Genomic DNA, 19,609 nt, shown 5'->3' on the forward strand with positions numbered 1-19,609 from the left:
AAAATTCAGCTTAAAAAATAAAAACTTGTGTATAAATGCAACATTGTTAAGTTTTGTCACTTTCGCCTAAAAGTGCGTTGAGTTCTTCAAACAGGTCTTCGTGGTCATCTTCAATAGGATTGGAAGCAGAATTTTCGGTGGAGTGATTTGCTTTTGACTTACGCAGTTTAAGCAACTGTTCCATATTGATATTCTGGTTTTCAATCGCAAAGGGAATGGATTTGGTCAGTACCACCTGTTTAAAGAAAAGTCGCACAGCCTGAGCAGGGGAGATACCGAGCTGCTTAAAAACGGCAAACGCCTGTTTCTTTTCCTGGGAATCAAGTCGAACCTGATAAACTTCTGTTTTTCGCATGAAAGATATGACCAAATATTTTTAGTTATCGTCATGTATTTTAAACGATCACAGGCTAATTTCAATATTTTTGAAGTGAAAATAGTGATTTTTTGTCATTACGTTGTGTTTACAGTGTGAGTTCAAAATTAGAAATAAAATGCATTTCCTGCTGGGAAATGGGATCAACAAACTGAATCTGCTTGGCCAGTAATTGCAATGGGCAGCTAAAATCATCATCCGCCTTATGTTGAACAGTTGGATAAAAAGGGTCGTGTAGGATTGGGATACCCAGATAATTGAGGTGTACACGGAGTTGGTGTTGTTTGCCTGTTTTGGGTCTAAGCAGATATTTGGCTTTCTGCTGTGTATGTTCCAGCAGTTCTATGTGTGTTTCCGTATTGCTCGGTTTTTCTGGATTAATTTGCATGGTGTAAAAAGGATTACCCTTTTCTAGATGCAGTTGAACAGTCTGTGGAAATTTGAGTTCGGGATGATAAGCGGCAATAGCATGATAGACTTTCCGGACTTTGCGTTCGGCAAAAAGTTGTTGGTAGATTCCGCGCGATTCAGGTTTTTTGCTGAATAAAACCACGCCAGCCGTTTCCCGATCCAATCGATGAATCGGGGTTAGGTCTTGCTTGCCTGTTTGTCTTTTCAGGCGAACCAGTAAGGTTTCCTGAACGTATTGTCCAGTTGGTGTCATGGTCAGGAAGTGAGGTTTATCCACCACCAGTAAATTTTCATTTTCAAATAAAATTTCATGCTGAAAAGGCACATGAATTTCATGCGCCAGAAAACGATAATAAAAAATATGGGTATTTGCTGTATAGGGACTTTCCAGCGTCAGGATTGAACCATCAGCAGCGTAAATCAGTTGGTCTGCAAAACGCTGTTGCCATTCTTGCGGCTGAATATGGGGGAAATGCTGGCAAAGATATTCAAAAACTGTGTTTACAGTGAGGTCATTGGGTAAAAAGACTTTACTGGCACTGACACCATTGATGAGAGGTGGAGTAAAACTTTCAATAATATTCATATTATTTGAGTGAGGCTGAATGGTGGAAACGAGGTATAAATCCCTCATCAAATGCTTTGACAAAAGATTCTGGCGTGAGGACGTTCACAATCAGGTCATTTGGTAATTCAACTTCCTGTTGATAGCCATCAAAAGACCAAACCAAATAATGATTGTCTTTAAAGATCACGATTGCTTTTGAGTCATGCTCAAAGAAAGTGCCAATTGGTAAATCAGAAATTTTGGCTTGAAATGTTTTCTTGTTTTTATCTGCTGTTAGGCGGTCTTGATGAATTTTTTTATCCATCTCTTTTACAGGTAGTGAAATACCAGTGTTGTTTGCATGAATCCATGCATTTTTAAACTGTTTATAGCGCTGGTTTTGACATTCTCCACAAGGACGGTGACCTGCCGCCAAGGCGGTTGCTTCATCTAGAAAGAACAGTTCAGAATAAGACTGTCCAAAAACCTCTCTTTTGATATTACCGAATCTGGTTACGCAGTTGATCCATGATTGAGTGGAAAATTGCTTAATGATTTGCTTGTCTGCATTATGCAGCTTACCACCTCGATTCCCCATTAAAGTCGCACTTTTTGAGGGATGCGTATTCAATTTTCCCCAAGGATCAACCCGATTTTGTAGAGTCATGTCTTCTCTTCAATGTTGTAAAAAAGAACCAACGTATTGCTATGGATTAGGCTTTGAAGCTGTGCAATGTTATCATAGCCACCATTCCAGTTTTGTTTTATTTGCCATGTCGTATTCAGTGAAATTTACCCTAAATCATGAACAGGATACCCAAGATTTTGCACAAGTGCTTTCCCAGTATGTGCATTCAGGCATTATTTATTTAATTGGTGATCTGGGGGCAGGGAAAACAACATTCACCCGTTATTTCCTACAAAGTTTAGGGCATCAGGGTTCTGTTAAAAGTCCGACCTATACTTTGGTTGAACCGTATAGCATTCAAGGAAAAGAAATTTTTCACTTCGATTTATACCGTTTAGATGATCCCTATGAACTGGAACTGATGGGAATCCGTGATTATTTGGAAACACCTGATGCCTTATTCCTGTTTGAATGGCCATCTAAAGGTGGTGATGAGATTCCTCAAGCGGATGTGGTGATTGATATTCAGAAATCTGATGATGAACTGACGCGTTTTGTGACGTTAAGCGTAAATTCACAAGAGCTAGCGAATACTTTGCAGGAACAATTGAATGGCGCATGATTCAACACATCGTTCAACCCGTCGTATTCATACCCTTGATGCTGCCTTAGCCAACCAGATTGCAGCGGGCGAGGTAATTGAACGTCCATCGTCAGTGATCAAGGAACTCTTGGAAAACTCGATTGATGCGGGCGCGACTGAATTGATCATTCGGGTTGCCCAAGGTGGTTCAACGCTAATTGAAATCATTGACAATGGTCATGGTATTCATCCAGATGATTTGTCATTGGCAGTTATGCGTCATGCCACCAGTAAAATTAGAACCTCAGAAGACTTGCATGCGATAGTGAGTCTGGGATTTCGGGGCGAGGCATTGGCCTCAATCGCAGCGGTATCCCGTTTAACCTTAACCAGCTGTCAGGATGAACAGGGTGTGGGTTATCAGGTTGAGGTCAATGGTACGGCTTTTGACCATCAACAGGTTCAGGCGGTGGCGGCACAAAAAGGCACCCATATCCGCGTTCAGGATTTATTCTTTAATGTGCCTGCGCGCCGTAAATTCCTGAAAAAACCAAGTACAGAATTTGGACATATTGAAGAAATTGTTCGTCGTCTGGCGTTAACGCATTTTGATATTCGTTTTATGCTTGAGCACAACGATAATATTCGCTTGAACCTGCCGATTGCTGATAGTGGTGAATTGCGTTATCAACGTGTTCAGCAATTGTTAGGCCAACAGTTTATTCAAAATGCCTACTGGATGGATGCTGAAAGTATCAATATGCGTTTGTCTGGCTGGCTGGGGCATCCGTCTGATGCACGGGCACAGGCTGATTTGCAGTATGTCTATGTGAATGGTCGTATTGTCAAGGACAAGACCATTTCTCATGCGCTGCGTATGGCGTATGAGGGGATTTTGCATGGTCACCAACATTCCTCTTATTTGCTGTTTTTAGAGGTTGATCCTGAAAATATTGATGTCAATGTGCATCCAACCAAACATGAAATCCGTTTCCTGAATCAACGGGAAGTACATGAATTTGTACGTCATTATGCTAAAGAAACTTTGGCTCAATTTCAGACAGCAACTGCTGATTTAGCCCAAGCCATGAAAGTGGATGCGGCGGCTGCAACAAATAGTTCAGTTTATCAACCCCAGCCAAAATATCAGGAACAGTTTCATTTACATCGCGCAGAAGTTGAACCTGAACCACAGCGAAACCAGCAAGTAGAAGTATCAACAGATTTGCTGACTGAGTTTAATCAAAGTCGTCCACAAGCGGTTCAATACAATGTGTCACAGCCACAACAGCCGCGTTACAGTGGTTCCACGCAAATCAACAATGCCTTAAAAAGTTATCTGGCACCTTTGCGTGAAGAGGTTGATTCGGAGCAGGATCAAACAGTAGCAAAGGTAGATGAATTCCCACTGGGTATTGCGATTGCACAACTTCATGGCATTTATATTCTGGCGCAAAATACCGAGGGTTTAATCATTGTTGATATGCATGCTGCGCATGAGCGGATTTTGCTACAGCAGATGAAAGCGGCGTGGGATAAGCCTGAATTCTGGATGTCACAGCAACTACTGATTCCAAAGGTGGTTTCGATTAACCGTATGCAGGCCACACGTATTGAGGACCTGCAACCTCAACTGCAACGGCTGGGGCTGGAAATTGACCAATATGGTGATGAACAAGTGATCGTGCGTGGTGTACCAGCCATTTTGCATAAGGCAGATTTTGGCAATTTAATTCCAGAATTATTGAATGACCTTGACCCGAATGATGAGGCGAGAGGTTTATTGCAAAAACGTGATGAACTGTTGGCTGGAATGGCCTGTCATGGTGCGGTTCGTGCCCATCGTCAACTCAGTCTGTCTGAAATGAATGCATTGTTGCGCCAAATGGAGCAAACCGAGTTTGCCAGCCAGTGTAACCACGGTCGCCCCACCTGGCGGGCATTTCCACTACATCAACTAGATAAATTATTTGCTCGAGGAGAGTAGGGTTTCATGTCAAATCAATTGCCCGTGATTAATTTAATGGGGCCTACCGCAAGTGGTAAAACTGCTTTGGCATGTGAACTGTATGAGCGTGGAAATTTTGAACTGATTTCTGTCGATTCAGCCCTGGTCTATAAGGATATGGATATTGGAACGGCAAAACCGACTAAAGAAGAGCAGCAACAATATCCACATCATTTGATTGATATTATTACACCTTTGGAAGTGTACTCGGCAGCCCAGTTTGTTGAGGATGTTTGCCCGTTGATCGATGATATGCATGCACGGGGCAAGACACCGATTTTGGTGGGTGGAACCATGCTGTATTTCAAGTCCCTGCTTGAGGGGCTTGCCGATAACCTGCCCAATGCGGATCAGGCAATCCGTGATGCCATTATTGCCAAGGCTGAACAGGAAAGCTGGCAGGCGGTTTATGATGAACTGGTTGCTGTTGATCCCATCGCAGGTCAAAAGTTTAGGGTTTCAGATCGGCAACGTATTATTCGGGCATTGGAAGTATACCGAATTACGGGTGAACCAATAACAAAACTACAGGCAGAACAACCTAAAAATCAACCATATCGTTACACTTTTTATAACTATGCCCTCATGCCAGATCGGTTAGAATTACATCAACGCATTGAGCAAAGATTGAGCAAGATGTGGAATATTGGTTTTTTAAATGAAGTAGAGGAATTAATTAAAAAATACGATTTAAATGATAATTTACCATCTATGCGGTCTGTAGGTTATCGTCAAGCTTTAGATTTTTTATTGAAAAGTGACTTGAGTCTCAAAAATAGGGTTGAAATGGAGAACAAAGCGCTATTTGCGACACGGCAACTTGCCAAACGTCAATACACTTGGTTACGTTCTTTGCAAGAATTACACGATTTTAAAACTTACGTGACGATAAAGCAGGCGAAAGAAGACTTGCGAAACTTCTTTGGATAAAGCAAAATTCGCAGGCTGTCTTTTTATAATTTTTAGTTAAAAAATAAAGATAGTTTTTTTGCGCTGATTTAAAATTTTTTGGAGTTAAAAATGTCTAAAGGTCAAACTTTACAAGATCCGTTCTTAAATTCTCTCCGTAAAGAACGTATTCCAGTTTCTATTTTCCTTGTGAACGGTATTAAATTGCAGGGGCATATTGAATCTTTTGACCAATATGTGGTTTTACTTAAAAACACAGTAAGCCAAATGGTTTATAAGCATGCGATTTCTACTGTCGTTCCTGCACGTAACCCACGTCCAGCTGGTGCTCAAGGCACTGGTGGTTTCCCTGCACAAGGCGCTGCTGGCGGCTTTGGTGGTGGTCAGGCTACAGGTGGTGGCTTCGGTGGTCAAGGTGGTGGCTTCGGTGGTCAAGGTGGTGGCTTCGGTGGTCAAGGTGGCTTCGGTGGTCAGGGCGGCTTCGGTGGTCAGGGCGGCTTCGGTGGTCAGGGCGGCTTCGGTGGTCAGGGTGGCTTCGGTCATCAGGGTGGCTTTGGTGGTCAAGGCGGCTTCGACGGCGAAACTAAATTTGAAGATGGTCAAGAAGACGAAAATAATCGTTAATTGATTGATGTTCTTTAAAAAATGCCAGTCTTATTTCAGACTGGCATTTTTTTGTGTCTAAAAAGCTAGAATACATCTCATGGAAATTATTGTTGCGGCTGCCTGTTGCAGCGTCATTGTGTCAATCTTGCTGAAATATCTGAAAGAAAAAGGTTTTGATGTTTGGCAAATGATTGCGTGGAACTATTTAAGTGCCAGTGTGTTATGCGCCTATTGGTTTAAAACAGATATCACCCATGTTTCATGGCAGCATACGCCGTGGTGGCTGATTTTAATTTTGGCGGTGTTGTTACCTAGCATCTTTCTATGTTTAGCCAAGTCATTGCAGTTTGCGGGTATTGTGAAAACAGAAATTGCCCAGCGTTTGGCAGTGATCCTTTCTTTATTGGCTGCCTATTTTATATTTGGTGAGCAGTTTAGCCAGTTAAAGCTGATTGGTGTTGCTTTGGGTGTGGTGGCAATTTTGGCGATTATCCTTGGGCAGGCGGCGGAGAAAGCCACACAAGGCCTAAATCTAAAATCTGCCCTGTTTCTGTTTTGTGTCTGGGCAGGCTATGCTGCGGTTGATATCTTACTTAAATATAGCAGTAGTCTGGGCCTACAGTTTGCAGTCACATTGAATCTCACCTTTATTATGGCGTTTGTTTTATCAATTGCCTATCTCTCCATCACCCAGCCGAATTGGCAGCCCAAGAATATTTTTGCAGGTCTAGTCCTTGGTGCAATCAATTTTGCCAATATTGCCCTGTATGTTAAGGCACACATAATGCTGAAAGACACACCAGCAATTGTGTTTGCGGGTATGAACATTCTTGTGGTGATTCTGGGGGTAGTCAGTGGGGTAATGCTGTTTAGGGAAAAGCTTAAAGCCTATACATGGATTGGCTTGGTCTGTGGAGTACTGGCTGTATTGTGTTTGGCAAAAGCGATGATGTTGTAGGGGCTAATGGTTTCATTCCATCAGAACACACTTTAATTCGGGCAGATAGTTAATCTGCCCTTACAAACAAATCACACGTATTATGATAATTATAAACGGGTAAAAATCACATCATCCGCAAGGCGTGATTTGGGTAGCTTTGCATTGAAATCATTTTCACTACGATAGCCCAAAGCCACAATCACGGAGGCTTTCAAGCCTTTTTCAGCCAAACCAAATTCCTGATTAATAATATTTCTGTCAAAGCCTTCCATTGGTGTGGCATCAATGTGTTCCAGGCCTGCGGCGAATAACAGTTGTCCAAGGGCGATATAGGTCTGGTTTTCCATCCATGCTGCAAGATTCTTGAGTTCATTACGGTAAAACTCAACATAACCCGAACGGGTATCTCTTTGTCCTTGTTTTGCTGCCTCATCCTTAAAGCGGCCACTGTTATGGTCCTGTTCAAGTAACTGCTCAAGATATTCATTGGAAATATCGGTGCGTGTACAGAAAACTAGGGTATGTGAAGAATTGAGCACTTTTGCGGCATTATAAGCATAGCCACCTGTTAAACCTGCTGCAATGCGTTGTTTTGCCTCATCTGTTTCTGCGATCAGAAAATGCCAGGGCTGAATATTTACGGAAGAGGGGCTGAAACGTAAAATTTCTAATAATTTTTCAAACTGTTCTTTTGGAATTTTTTTACTCGCATCGTATGCCTTGGTGGTGTAACGTGTTTTTGCGGTGTGTAGGGAATCCATCTATTATCAACCAAATAAAAAAATCAGTTTATTTTACTGGATCTATCAGGTAGGAAAAGTGTCTAAATGTGATTTGGATATAGATAAAAGTCGAATGGAATAAAGATCAATAGGTCCACTTTTTAAAATCTAGGCTGCTATTTTCTTGTTCGTTAATTTCTAGAATCCATGCAGAATCTGCTCGCCAATCTCCCAAAACAATACGTTGTTTATTGCCCAACAAATGAATTTCTGGGCGGTGGGTGTGACCGTGAATTAAAAAATCCACCTTTTCTATCACTGAATCTACAGCCTGGGCATTCACATCCATGATGTCATAGTTTTTGAGCTGTTTGGTTTCACTGCTCTTTTTACGGAAACCATTGGCAAGTTTCTGTCTAAAGCTTAATGGGGTCCGTTTCAATAAACCCAGCAGAACTGGATTGCGGATTACGCTTCTAAAGCGTTGATAGGCAACGTCATCAGTACATAGGGCATCGCCATGCTCCAGACGGAATTTTTGATGGTTAATTTCCAGCGTATAGACATCAGGGAGCAGGATTCCATTAAATTGCTTGAGGAAATTTTTCCCTAGAACAAAATCACGATTACCGACCTGAAAATAAACCTGATTGCCTGCATGATTGAACTCTTTTAAAGCCTGAACGATTTCATCCAGCCAAGGGGCGGTGTAGTCATCCCCAATCCATGCGTTAAACCAGTCACCTAAAATATAGAGCTGGGTGTTTTTATGTTGATATTGTGTTAGTAAGTCTAAAAACCCCCGAACCAGTCGAGGGTGATCAGGTGACAAATGCAAATCTGATATAAACAGATGGGTCACAAAGAATCCTGTTGGATCAAATTATTCAGAGATAATTTTAGCAGATTCAATCACAACGTTCTCTAAAGGAACATCTGCGTGATAACCACGGTTACCTGTACGTACGCCTTTAATTGCGCTTACAACATCCATACCTTCAACAACCTTACCAAATACTGCATAACCCCAGCCTTGTGCAGTTGGCGCTGTGTGATTCAGGAAAGAGTTGTTTTTAACGTTGATGAAGAATTGGGCAGATGCAGAGTGAGGCGCCTGGGTACGTGCCATCGCGATAGTACCTTCATCGTTGCTTAAGCCGTTGTCCGCTTCATTTTCGATTGAGTCACGGGTTGCCTTTTCTTTGAAGTTTTCGTCCATGCCACCGCCCTGGATCATAAAACCATCAATCACGCGGTGGAAAATCACACCGTCATAGAAACCGTCACGTACATATTCTAAGAAATTTTCAACCGTTTTTGGCGCTTTTTCAGCGTTAAGCTCAAGAACAATACGACCTTTATTGGTATTTAATTCGACTTGAGGAAAACTCATTACATTAATCTCCTAAACATGGGCTTGTGACCATGGGTTTTTGGTTGAGAGAAGCATAAGCAAACTGTAAACTACAAGGCAAGTAAAAAACGTTAAAATCTTTGATAAAAAGCAAAGATTGCGTTTTTATGTTCTATTTTTTTAACCGTAAGAAGTGATTTACACCCTATGAAGCCAAATGATGTTGTTTCAGAACTGCCAAAGACCCCGACACCGAATACTCATGCCTCTGTCGATGCTGCGCAGCAAGAACAACAGGCAGGCTTGGACTTTGTACGTCAGGTGATTACCGATGATTTAAAAGATGGCCGCACCCAGAAAGTGGTGACACGTTTTCCACCTGAGCCAAATGGTTATCTGCATATCGGCCATGTAAAGGCAATTTGCCTGAACTTTGGAATTGCCGAAGAGTTTGACGGCGTATGTAACCTGCGTTTTGACGATACCAACCCAGATGCTGAAGAGCAGGAATATGTGGATGGCATTGCCAACGATGTGAAATGGCTGGGCTTTCACTGGAATGGTGAACCTCGCTATGCTTCAAGCTACTTTGATCAGCTTTATACATGGGCAGTTCAATTGATTAATCAGGGTGATGCCTATGTGGATTTGCAGACACCTGAAGAAATCAAGTTGAACCGTGGTAGCTTTGTGGAGCCAGGTAAAAACTCACCATACCGTGATGCGACTGTGGAAGAAAATCTGTCTCGTTTTGAACAGATGCGTAATGGTGAGTTGGGCGAGGGTAAAGCGGTTTTACGTGCCAAAATTGATATGGCAAGCCCAAATGTGCATATGCGTGATCCAATCCTTTATCGCGTGTTGCACTCAGAACATCACCAGACAGGTGACAAGTGGAAAATGTATCCAATGTATGACTATGCTCATCCATTGTCTGATGCAATTGAGGGGATTACCCATTCACTCTGTACCCTGGAGTTTCAGGACCATCGTCCGTTCTATGACTGGGTGGTTGAGAAAGTCCACTCTCAGGCTGTGCCACGCCAATACGAATCATCGCGTTTAAACATTGACTATACCATCACCTCTAAACGCAAGCTGCGTAAGCTGGTTGAGGGTAATCATGTTCATGGTTGGGATGATCCGCGTATGCCAACCGTGGTGGGGATGCGTCGTCGTGGTTTTACCCCAGAGGGCTTGCGTGATTTCTGTAAGCGTGTTGGTGTGTCAAAAACCGATGGTATTGTGGATGTGGCAATGCTGGAGTTCTGTATTCGCCAGTCTCTGGAAAACACCGCAGCGCGTGGTATGGCAGTGTTGAATCCTTTAAAAGTGACGCTCACCAATTTGCCAGAAGAACTCGATTTAACCCATGCACGTCATCCGAATGTGGATATGGGCGAGCGTGTGATTCCATTAACGCGTGAAATCTATATTGACCGTAAAGACTTTGAAGAAGTACCACCTAAAGGCTTTAAGCGTCTGATTCCCGATGGTGAAGTACGTTTACGCCATGCCTATGTGATCAAGTGTGATGAAATCATTAAGGATGCCAATGGTGAAGTGGTTGAATTGAAGTGCTCAATTGACCCTGAAACTTTAGGCAAGAATCCTGAGGGACGTAAGGTTAAGGGCGTGATTCACTGGGTATCGGCAACAAAAGGTATTCCAGCCGAAGTACGTGTCTATGAGCGTTTATTTACAGAAGCTGCACCTGATGCCGATGATGATTTCTTGGCACATTTAAATCCTGAATCTTTAAAGGTGGTTCAGGCGGTGATTGAACCTGCCTTGGCACAGGCAAGACCAGAAGACCGTTTCCAGTTTGAACGTGAAGGTTATTTTGTGGCGGACCAGTATGATCATGTTCCTGCAAAACCTGTGTTTAACCGTATTCTTGACTTAAAGGATAGTTTCAAGGTCGAGAAGAAATAACACTTATTCAAGAATGGATAATCAACCGAGTTAGGCGATTAACTCGGTTTTTTATTTTGTAATTGATTGGATATAAACATATTCAAATAACATAAAAGGGTTTATTCAAAAAAATACAGGTTGTTACCGTATTTTTGCGCTTGATGAACTTCAATTTATCCATAATTTGTAAAACTGCTGATTTTGCAGCATAGACTCAGCAAGATTCTGTTGAGTGAAAAGCATAGAGAATTTTTAATTTATTTAAATTATTGATTTAAAATATAAAAACATATGGCATCTAATTTGTAATGTTAGAGGTGAATCTTTGATTGCATTTTTAACAACAAATTTGGAGCAAGACATGAGTAGAAAAATTCGATTAGGTGCTTTTATTCCCGCAACTGGACAGCATGTTGCGGCATGGCGACATCCAGAATCCCAACCCTCAAAAGCGGTAGATTTTGATTTTATCAAGGAACAAGTTCAGCTTGCTGAAAAAGGTCTATTTGATGCCTATTTTCTGGCGGATGGTTTGGCAGTGAATTTTGGACAGGCTGAAAAAACTGGGTTGAGCGACAAGGTTGCTGGCTTTGAACCTGTGACTTTATTTGCCGCATTATCCACCGTGACAAAGCATATTGGGTTTATTGCAACAGCTTCCACCACCTACGAAGAGCCTTATTTGCTGGCACGCAAGTTTGCCTCACTGGATCATTTGAGTCATGGTCGGGCGGGCTGGAATGTGGTGACTTCTGCCTCGGAAGCAGCCGCTGCCAATTTTGGCTACGAGCAACAGATTCCACATGCAGAACGTTATGAACGTGCGCAGGAATATGTCGAGCTGATTAAAAAGCTGTGGGATAGCTGGGAGGATGATGCGTTCATTCACGATAAAGCATCAGGTGTGTTCTATGATGCTGAGAAAGTTCATAACCCGAACCATAAAGGTAAATATTATTCAGTCAAGGGTGCGCTGAATGTACCTCGTACACCACAGGGCTATCCTGTGATTGTTCAGGCAGGACAATCTGGACCAGGTCGTGATCTGGCAGCCCGTTATGCCGAGGTGATTTTTACCGCCAATCAAAAACTGGAAGATGCACAGGAATTTTATCGTGATGTGAAAAGCCGTTTGGCGAAATATGGACGATCACCTGATGAGCTTCTGATTTTACCTGGGGTTTCCGCATTTGTTGGACGGACTGAGGAAGAGGCACGGGAAAAATATCAACAATTGACTGATTTAATCCATCCAGAAGCAGGCTTGGCATTATTGAGTGGTTTAAGTGGTGGCTTTGATTTCTCGGGATATGATCTGGATGGTCCATTTCCTGAATTAAGTGAGGGACAGGGCATGGTGAGCCGACCAGCCCTCATTGCCGATATTGCCAAGAAAAATAACTTTAGTATCCGTCAACTGTATGAGTGGGTGGCAGGCGCTCGCGGACACTGGCAGTTGATTGGTACACCTGAGCAAATTGTCGACCAGTTGCAGGAATGGTTTGAAAATGAGGCGGCGGATGGCTTTAACATTTTGCCACCAAGTACGCCAGCAGGTTTGAATGATTTTGTGGAATTGGTTATACCTGAATTACAACGTCGTGGTTTGTTCCGTACCCAATATGAGGGTACAACTTTGCGTGAAAATTTAGGTCTGGCACGTCCAGAAAATCAATATGTGTTGGCTCGACAAGCTGCTGAACAACATAAGGCAAGTTAGGATTACGCTAAACATTTCTAGCCTTGAAAAATGGTGGCAACTTGTCACCATTGAACTGAAAACAATGATTTGAGTGAAATATGCAATATAGAAAATTAGGTCAAACTGATATAGATGTCAGTGTGATTGCGCTGGGAACAATGACATGGGGCGAGCAAAACTCGGAAGATGAAGCACATGCCCAACTCGACTATGCTGTAGAGCGTGGTGTGAATCTGATTGATACCGCAGAAATGTATCCAGTACCACCTAAACCAGACACTCAGGGCTTAACGGAAAAATACATAGGATATTGGTTAAAGCAGTCGAAAAAACGTGATCAGGTGTTGATTGCAACCAAAGTGGTTGGTCCATCACGAAAATTAATTCAGGCGAGCCATTTCCGTTCGGGACAAACCAAGCTGGACCGTGCCAATATTGAGGTGGCATTGCATGAGAGTCTGCAAAGACTCCAGACCGATTATGTTGATGTGTATCAACTGCATTGGCCAGACCGTAGCACCAACCATTTTGGTGAGTTAGGGTATAGCCATGTTGAAGATGAAGACACGGTTCCCATTCAGGAAACCTTAACGGTTTTGGCTGATCTGGTAAAAGCGGGGAAAATTCGCCATATTGGCCTCTCTAATGAAACACCTTGGGGAATTAGCCAGTTTTTAAAGTATTCTGAAAATTTGGGTCTACCGCGTGTGGTTTCGGTTCAAAATCCCTATAACCTGTTAAACCGTAGTTTTGAAATTGGCAATGCAGAAATTGCAATTCGGGAACAGGTTGGTTTGCTGGCCTATTCTCCTTTGGCGTTTGGTGCCCTGACAGGGAAGTATTTAAATGGTGTACAGCCTGCTGGTGCACGTTTAACAGTATGGGAACGTTTTGCCCGTTATAAAGGTCAGGCGGCTGAAAATGCCATCCAGCGTTATGTAGAACTGGCAAGGCAGCACGGAATAGACCCTGCACAACTGGCGTTGGCTTATGTGAATAGCCGACGTTTTGTAACCAGTAATATTATCGGTGCAACCAATCTGGAGCAGCTCAAAACCAATATTGGCAGTATTGATCTGCAACTGGATGATGAAATTATTCAGGCAATTGAGCAGATTCATTTATCCCATCCGAATCCAGCACCTTAGCGTTTTATCCCCATTAAATAGCCTAAGCAATGAGAAACTTTTTAAGGGTTTCTTGTAGTGTCCTATAAAGTATGCTGATTCGTATTCACTCATAAGGTCTCTTTCCTAAAGGGGAGGACCTTACTATATTTATGATATGCCCTCTCCTATTAGGAGAGGGCTAGGGAGAGGTAAAATAGAGGGATTAATGTGATTGCACAAAAGCAAGCCATTTAGGGTGGGGTGGTTTATGCTAGACTATGAGGAATTGAACGTTATGTTATAAATATTTTTAACATTGTACATACTGATAGATGAAAGGAATAAATAGCGAAGATGATCGGGCGGCAGCGAAACATATTGGCAACTTTGGGAATAGATGTTTGGATTCCTAGAGAAGTCGTATGCGAAAAAAATACCGTGCCGAGCTTATGGCGAGATCAAGAGGCTGAACAGATTCAGTCCTTGCCAATACAATTCGAAACGCCATCACAAAATAAGCCTGAGCTACAAATAAAGCATGAACCAGTTCAGCCGATCACGATGGTTGAACCATTGGATCAGACTGAAATCATTGTAAAACCCAACGTTGTTGAGATGATGCCTGACAAAGAGCAGGTTATTGTCAAAACACAGGTTCAAAGCTTTGAGTTACAAATGTATATTCTGGAAAGCTGTGCAATTTTAGTGGAAAGTAGTCGATTCAATGAAGCACAGCAACAACTCTGGCAAAATATCCAGAAAGCGAAACTGGGGCAGTATGCCGAGTTAAAATGGCCTTTTCCATTGGCTGATTTTCAGGAAAGCCGTGGCTTGCCCTCCTATATTCAGGGTTTCCTGGATGCGACAGCCATGAATAAAAAGATTCTATGTCTAGGTCATCTCGATTTTATCCAGCACTCTAATATCCTACATTTAGCAAGTTTAGAAGAAATGATTGCCCAGCCTTTGTTAAAAAGACGACTGTGGCAACTGATGCAATAAAAGATCGGAATTCCAACAATGAAGAAAGTTGTCGTATTTAGTCAAATAGATCAAGATGTTTTAGTGCGGTTACAGCAAAATTATCAGGTGGTGGTGCTCAACCCAAAACTGGGTGAGATCAATGAGCAAATCCGTACTGAAATGGTTGATGCTGATGCCATGATTGGTGCAGGACGTTTACTCAATGAAAGCAATTTAGCTCCTGCACAAAAGCTCAAGATTATTTCGACCATCTCCGTTGGCTATGACAATTATGATGTGGATTATCTAAATCAGCGAAAAATCTGGCTGGCAAATACCCCGCATGTGCTTACCGAAACCACCGCCGATTTAGCTTTTAGTTTACTTTTGAGTGCAGCACGTAAGATTCCACAACTGGATACATGGACCAAACAGGGGCAATGGAAACGCACCGTTTCGACTGAACAATTTGGTGTGGATGTGTTCGGTAAAACACTGGGGATTATTGGTCTGGGCCATATTGGCGCAGCCATTGCCCGACGTGGCTTTTATGGCTTTAACATGAATATCCTGTACCATAACCGCCGTGAAAAAATTGAGGTGGCTCAGGCATTCAATGCGCAATATCGTAATTTAGACCAGCTTCTACAGCAATCTGACTTTATTGTGGTTGCGGTTGACTTAAATCATGAATCACAGGCACTGATTGGAGAGGCGCAGTTTGACCTGATGCAGAAACATGCTGTATTCATCAATATTGCGCGTGGTTCGGTGGTTGATGAAAGTGCGCTTATTGATGCATTGCAGCAAAATAAAATCTTTGCTGCGGGTTTGGATGTATATGCCAAGGAACCATTACAAAGCTCTCCATTATTCGAACTTCCAAATGTGGTAACTGCACCGCATATTGGTTCTGCTACAATTGAAACCCGAAAGAAAATGGTCAATCTGGCCTACCAGAATCTGGTGGATGCCTTGGAAGACCGTGTCCCACGTTATTTGGTTAATCCAAAATTCGAATAAATGCTTACAACTTGATTGCTGAATTATTCATCTACGCCATCTTTTTAAACTGGTGAATATTGCTACACTTGCGCCCTTTGTAATTTGTCTTTGTGGTGTTTGCTTGTGTTTGAGAAATTGGCTGAGAAAAGTTTAAATTTAATGGGATGGGAACTGGATAATCACTGGGACCTGAATGTGGACCAGTGTGTCATGATTGCTGCCCCGCATACCAGTAACTGGGATGCCTTATATGCACGTTTGGCATTGAAAGCATTGGGTGTCAATGTACGTCTAACCATTAAAGACAGCTACATGAAACTGCCATTTGGGCCTTTTGTCCGTGCAATGGGCGGTATTGGGATCGACCGTAGTGTGAAGCAAGCGGGACAGGAACGTCCAAGCATGGTCCAACTGATGAGTGACCTGTTTAAAACGCATCCTAAATTGGTAATGCTGGTGACGCCAGAGGGGACACGTGCAAAACAGGAGCAGTGGAAAACTGGTTTTTACCATGTCGCTATGACGGCAGGCGTACCGATTGCTTTAGCCTATATGGACTATACCAAGAAAAAAACAGGGGTTGGAAAAATGATCTACCCAACAGGAAACTATGAACAGGATATGGCTGAAATCATGGCATTTTATGCTGAAATCAATGCAAAGCATCCTGAAAAATTTAGCGTTGACCAACGCTATGCGAATAATAAATAATTTGGTTGATTTCAAAAATATAAACTAAGGCGGGATTTTCCTGCCTTTTATAACACTTCGTTGCAAATTTCTCCTATTTTCAATGCTATAGTCATTTTTTATTTATACCTTAGAGAAACCACTTGAGATCTTTATTGCTCGCATGTGGCCTTTTTGCCACCACCCAACTCAGCCATACCCAGATTTTTTTGCCTACGCAAAATACGGGTCAAACGGAAGTGCCTGACATTGGAAGCGGTATTGGTTTACTTGATCAACAAAAAGAAAAGCTCATTGGTGAAAAGGTATATCGTGAAGTGCATCGCCAGATGCCCACCATTCAGGATGCATGGCTGGAAGATCAGTTTCTACAGGTATTCTCAGGTATCTTAAGCCAAACCCAACTAGGGCAACCGATTGGATTGGTCATTATCAAAGACCCCCAGATCAATGCGTTTGCTGTACCAGGCGGCTTGTTTGCACTCAATACGGGACTCATTACCTCAGCAAAAAATCTTGATGAGATTGCAGGGGTGATGGCGCACGAAATAGCACACGTTGCACAACGACATTATAGCCGTTCGCAAGAGGCATTTAAGGGACAGGGGCTATTGGCTTTGGCTGGTATTATTGTCGGGGCTGCGATTGCCTCACAGTCAGATAGTGATGTAGGCTCTGCTGTTATGCTCGGAACGCAGGCTGCCTTAATGGACAAGCAACTCAGCTATAGTCGAAATCAGGAACGTGAGGCTGACCGTATCGGCATGCAGTTTATGTACGCGGCAGGCTACAATCCGCAAAGCATGGCTGATTATTTTGAAACCATGCATCGGGCAACCAGTCGAGTCAGTTTTTTGCCTGATTTCTGGCTTACGCATCCACTCACCACAGAACGTATGAGTGAGGCGCGGTTACGTGCCAATCAGTTGCCTCAAGTCAAGTCTAAAATCTATGACCTCGATTTTGACATATTAAAATGGTACACACAGGTTGTCTCAAATCAGGCGACAGAAATCCAGTTACAGGCGCTTGCCAATCAGAAGAATATCGCGGGCTTATTGGCGCTTAGCAAGTTTTATCTGATGCAGGGAGACTATGCTCAGGCACAGTCCAACCTTGATCTAGTTAAGGTAAAATTAAAGTCGCATATTCTGGTTCCCCTGATTCAAACCGATATTTATCTGGGACAAAACCAGTTCGGTCAGGCGTATGACAGCATCAGTTCACTACAAAAAACCATGCCTGAAAATCGGGCTTTATCCTATAAATTGGCTGAGGTCTTAATCCGCCAAGGCAAGATTGATCAGGCACAAACTCTGGTACAGCGCTTTATAAGAAAAAATCAGCGTGATATAGAGGGATGGCAGCTTTTACAGCAGGCGACCAATCTTGATAAAAGTTCACCACTGCAAGCGGTAAATGTGCTGTGCTATCGTGCGGAAGCTGAATATTGGTCTGGCTATGAAGAAAATGCGATTAAATCCATGCTACATGCCCAACGCTTGGCAAAAGGTAACTTGGCAATGTCAGCAAAAATTGACTCGCGCTTGAAACAGATGCAAGATGATCGCCGTATGAAAATTTAAAAATTAGGAAAAATAGAAATGATTAAAGGGCAGTGTCTATGTGGGGAAGTGCAGTATCAATATCATGGGGAAATCGAAAATAGTATTTTGTGTTATTGCCAACATTGTCAGCAGGCACAGGGCAGCATTGCAGGATGGAATAGCCCTATAGATCAACAAAAATTTGAATTTTTATCAGGGCAGGAACAACTCAGGGAATATTTTCATACTCCAAATAAGGCCCGCGTATTTTGCCAACATTGTGCCAGTCCAATTTATTCTTATCGTACCGATTTACCTAATATCATCCGTTTGCGTTTGGGAACGGTAACTGAGGGGAATCTTCCAGCACCGCAAGAAGAATTTTTTACTGAACATAAACCAAGTTTTATTGAATTACGATAAGATGATGGTGGTAAGTCATATTCATTGATGAAGTTAAAAGATTTATGAAGAAGTTTATTTTTTTTATTTTTATGACTGGTTGTATGGGGAACAGTTTTGCTGCATCCATTGAGCAATATGTCAATGCTGTAGATAAAATCAGGGAAACCTATGCGCAGGATTTGCGCGGATTCTTACGTAGCCTAGACCCTCAGCTCTCTCAATTTAGTCCTGAGCAACAAGCTAAATATTGTGGCATTAACCAGCGTTACATTCAGGATATGTCAGGTGCGATTGAACAAAACCGTTCATCATTACCACCGCAATATGCAAGTATGACCAAGCAGGATTTAATTAAACAAGTGGCTGAGTCTAAAGAGATGCAGATGCTGGCCAAATATAATGTTCAGTGTGATTTTAAATAATAGAAAGACTTTGGGTTCATTGTTAAAAATGAATCCAGTTTTAAAATAAATAGGGAATCTAAAGAGACGTTAAGCAGATTAGCTTAATTTTGCTTTAATTTTGGCAGAAACTTGTGCAGGATCGGCACGCCCGGCTATGATCGGACGTAGAGAATTCATCACCTTACCCATATCTTTCATGCTAGTAGCTTCTTGAGCAGCAATCGTTTGCTCAATGATAGAATCAAGTTCTTCCTCAGTCATAGCTGCTGGTAGAAATTGAGAAATAACCTCAACTTCGGCTTGTTCTTTACTAGCTAAATCATCTCGACCAGCGCCAGAAAAGGCTTTGATCGATTCTTTACGTTGTTTAATTTGTTTTTCAATGACCGCAAGAACCTGAGCATCATCAAGCTCAATGCGTTCATCGACTTCGATTTGCTTAATTGCTGCCTGTACACCACGAATAACCGTTACCGTTGCCATATCTTTGGCACGCATAGATGATTTTAATACGTCGGTAATCTGGTCTTTTAAAGTGGTCATATCAGCAGTCAATCACAAATTAATTAGTAAAGGCGAGTAGTACGTACAGATTCGCGAGTCAATTTCTTTTGATAACGCTTAACTGCAGCAGCTTTTTTGCGCTTACGTTCCTGAGTTGGTTTTTCATAGAACTCACGCTTACGAACGTCAGCTAAAACACCCGCTTTTTCGCATGAACGCTTGAAACGACGGATAGCTACGTCTACTGGTTCGCCTTCTTTCAATTTAACTTGTGGCATG

At 42.4% G+C, this 19,609-nt stretch carries 22 protein-coding genes; 14 read left to right on the top strand and 8 right to left on the bottom strand.

Going from position 1 to position 19,609, the window contains the following annotated elements; genetic code table 11:
- Positions 1-46 precede the first annotated feature (46 nt).
- The 3 genes from QLH32_RS17705 to QLH32_RS17715 all read right to left on the bottom strand — a co-directional run bounded on the left by QLH32_RS17705 (position 47) and on the right by QLH32_RS17715 (position 2,001).
- The gene (locus tag QLH32_RS17705) at positions 47-355 is read right to left on the bottom strand and encodes a type II toxin-antitoxin system RelB/DinJ family antitoxin (protein ID WP_283267359.1); all 309 of its coding nucleotides are present in this window, start codon (positions 353-355) and stop codon (positions 47-49) included.
- Between the two features lie 109 nt (positions 356-464).
- Complete coding sequence (locus tag QLH32_RS17710; RefSeq protein ID WP_283267361.1) at positions 465-1,373, bottom strand: pseudouridine synthase; 909 nt, start codon at positions 1,371-1,373, stop codon at positions 465-467.
- 1 nt (position 1,374) lies between these two features.
- Positions 1,375-2,001: a hypothetical protein gene (locus QLH32_RS17715; RefSeq protein ID WP_283267362.1), complete on the bottom strand. Its 627-nt coding sequence runs from the start codon at positions 1,999-2,001 to the stop codon at positions 1,375-1,377.
- A 106-nt stretch (positions 2,002-2,107) separates the two neighbouring features.
- On the opposite strand from QLH32_RS17715, the gene tsaE reads away from it, so the two are divergent.
- The 5 genes from tsaE to QLH32_RS17740 all read left to right on the top strand — a co-directional run bounded on the left by tsaE (position 2,108) and on the right by QLH32_RS17740 (position 7,026).
- Positions 2,108-2,584 carry a tRNA (adenosine(37)-N6)-threonylcarbamoyltransferase complex ATPase subunit type 1 TsaE gene (gene tsaE, locus QLH32_RS17720; RefSeq protein WP_279960340.1) on the top strand — a complete coding sequence of 159 codons (477 nt, stop codon included), beginning with the start codon at positions 2,108-2,110 and terminating at the stop codon, positions 2,582-2,584.
- Positions 2,574-4,532 carry a DNA mismatch repair endonuclease MutL gene (mutL, locus tag QLH32_RS17725; protein ID WP_283267363.1) on the top strand — a complete coding sequence of 653 codons (1,959 nt, stop codon included), beginning with the start codon at positions 2,574-2,576 and terminating at the stop codon, positions 4,530-4,532. The genes tsaE and mutL overlap by 11 nt, the downstream gene beginning before the upstream one ends.
- Positions 4,533-4,538: 6 nt before the next feature.
- Complete coding sequence (miaA, locus tag QLH32_RS17730; RefSeq protein ID WP_283267364.1) at positions 4,539-5,483, top strand: tRNA (adenosine(37)-N6)-dimethylallyltransferase MiaA; 945 nt, start codon at positions 4,539-4,541, stop codon at positions 5,481-5,483.
- A 90-nt stretch (positions 5,484-5,573) separates the two neighbouring features.
- Entirely contained in the window at positions 5,574-6,086 is a 513-nt protein-coding gene (hfq, locus tag QLH32_RS17735; RefSeq protein WP_267979059.1) for an RNA chaperone Hfq, read from the top strand.
- 79 nt (positions 6,087-6,165) lie between these two features.
- Positions 6,166-7,026: a DMT family transporter gene (locus QLH32_RS17740; protein WP_283267365.1), complete on the top strand. Its 861-nt coding sequence runs from the start codon at positions 6,166-6,168 to the stop codon at positions 7,024-7,026.
- 89 nt (positions 7,027-7,115) lie between these two features.
- Here QLH32_RS17740 and nfsB read toward each other — a convergent pair whose 3' ends face one another.
- The 3 genes from nfsB to QLH32_RS17755 form a co-directional block, all read right to left on the bottom strand.
- Entirely contained in the window at positions 7,116-7,769 is a 654-nt protein-coding gene (nfsB, locus tag QLH32_RS17745; protein ID WP_283267367.1) for an oxygen-insensitive NAD(P)H nitroreductase, read from the bottom strand.
- Positions 7,770-7,875: 106 nt separating this feature from the next.
- Positions 7,876-8,592, bottom strand: a complete 717-nt coding sequence (locus QLH32_RS17750) for a UDP-2,3-diacylglucosamine diphosphatase (RefSeq protein ID WP_283267368.1) — start codon at positions 8,590-8,592, stop codon at positions 7,876-7,878.
- 21 nt (positions 8,593-8,613) lie between these two features.
- Entirely contained in the window at positions 8,614-9,123 is a 510-nt protein-coding gene (locus tag QLH32_RS17755) for a peptidylprolyl isomerase (RefSeq protein ID WP_267979063.1), read from the bottom strand.
- Between the two features lie 168 nt (positions 9,124-9,291).
- Here QLH32_RS17755 and QLH32_RS17760 point away from each other — a divergent pair, with 168 nt between their 5' ends.
- The 9 genes from QLH32_RS17760 to QLH32_RS17800 all read left to right on the top strand — a co-directional run bounded on the left by QLH32_RS17760 (position 9,292) and on the right by QLH32_RS17800 (position 18,844).
- Entirely contained in the window at positions 9,292-11,019 is a 1,728-nt protein-coding gene (locus QLH32_RS17760) for a glutamine--tRNA ligase/YqeY domain fusion protein (protein WP_283267369.1), read from the top strand.
- A 343-nt stretch (positions 11,020-11,362) separates the two neighbouring features.
- A complete protein-coding gene (locus QLH32_RS17765) occupies positions 11,363-12,721 on the top strand; it encodes an LLM class flavin-dependent oxidoreductase (RefSeq protein ID WP_279960291.1) in 1,359 nt (452 codons plus the stop codon).
- 80 nt (positions 12,722-12,801) lie between these two features.
- Complete coding sequence (locus QLH32_RS17770; RefSeq protein WP_283267370.1) at positions 12,802-13,851, top strand: NADP(H)-dependent aldo-keto reductase; 1,050 nt, start codon at positions 12,802-12,804, stop codon at positions 13,849-13,851.
- A 315-nt stretch (positions 13,852-14,166) separates the two neighbouring features.
- Positions 14,167-14,814, top strand: a complete 648-nt coding sequence (locus QLH32_RS17775) for a hypothetical protein (protein ID WP_283267371.1) — start codon at positions 14,167-14,169, stop codon at positions 14,812-14,814.
- Positions 14,815-14,832: 18 nt separating this feature from the next.
- Positions 14,833-15,798, top strand: a complete 966-nt coding sequence (locus tag QLH32_RS17780) for a 2-hydroxyacid dehydrogenase (protein ID WP_283267373.1) — start codon at positions 14,833-14,835, stop codon at positions 15,796-15,798.
- A gap of 105 nt (positions 15,799-15,903) precedes the next feature.
- Positions 15,904-16,491 (top strand): 1-acyl-sn-glycerol-3-phosphate acyltransferase, encoded by a 588-nt coding sequence (locus QLH32_RS17785; RefSeq protein WP_283267375.1) that lies wholly within the window; start codon positions 15,904-15,906, stop codon positions 16,489-16,491.
- Positions 16,492-16,673: 182 nt separating this feature from the next.
- On the top strand, positions 16,674-18,056 hold the full coding sequence (locus tag QLH32_RS17790) for a M48 family metalloprotease (RefSeq protein ID WP_283269372.1): 1,383 nt from the start codon (positions 16,674-16,676) through the stop codon (positions 18,054-18,056).
- Positions 18,057-18,074: 18 nt separating this feature from the next.
- Positions 18,075-18,440, top strand: a complete 366-nt coding sequence (locus QLH32_RS17795; RefSeq protein ID WP_283267376.1) for a GFA family protein — start codon at positions 18,075-18,077, stop codon at positions 18,438-18,440.
- 44 nt (positions 18,441-18,484) lie between these two features.
- Positions 18,485-18,844 carry a hypothetical protein gene (locus tag QLH32_RS17800; RefSeq protein WP_283267377.1) on the top strand — a complete coding sequence of 120 codons (360 nt, stop codon included), beginning with the start codon at positions 18,485-18,487 and terminating at the stop codon, positions 18,842-18,844.
- A 78-nt stretch (positions 18,845-18,922) separates the two neighbouring features.
- On the opposite strand, the gene QLH32_RS17805 is transcribed toward QLH32_RS17800, so the two are convergent.
- Positions 18,923-19,369, bottom strand: coding sequence for a GatB/YqeY domain-containing protein (locus QLH32_RS17805; protein WP_004677044.1), 447 nt, complete (start codon positions 19,367-19,369; stop codon positions 18,923-18,925).
- Positions 19,370-19,392: 23 nt separating this feature from the next.
- Positions 19,393-19,608 carry a 30S ribosomal protein S21 gene (gene rpsU, locus QLH32_RS17810; RefSeq protein WP_004652785.1) on the bottom strand — a complete coding sequence of 72 codons (216 nt, stop codon included), beginning with the start codon at positions 19,606-19,608 and terminating at the stop codon, positions 19,393-19,395.
- Between the last annotated feature and the right edge of the window lies 1 nt (position 19,609).

The organism is Acinetobacter corruptisaponis (assembly GCF_030053775.1).
GTDB classification, from domain to species: domain Bacteria; phylum Pseudomonadota; class Gammaproteobacteria; order Pseudomonadales; family Moraxellaceae; genus Acinetobacter; species Acinetobacter corruptisaponis.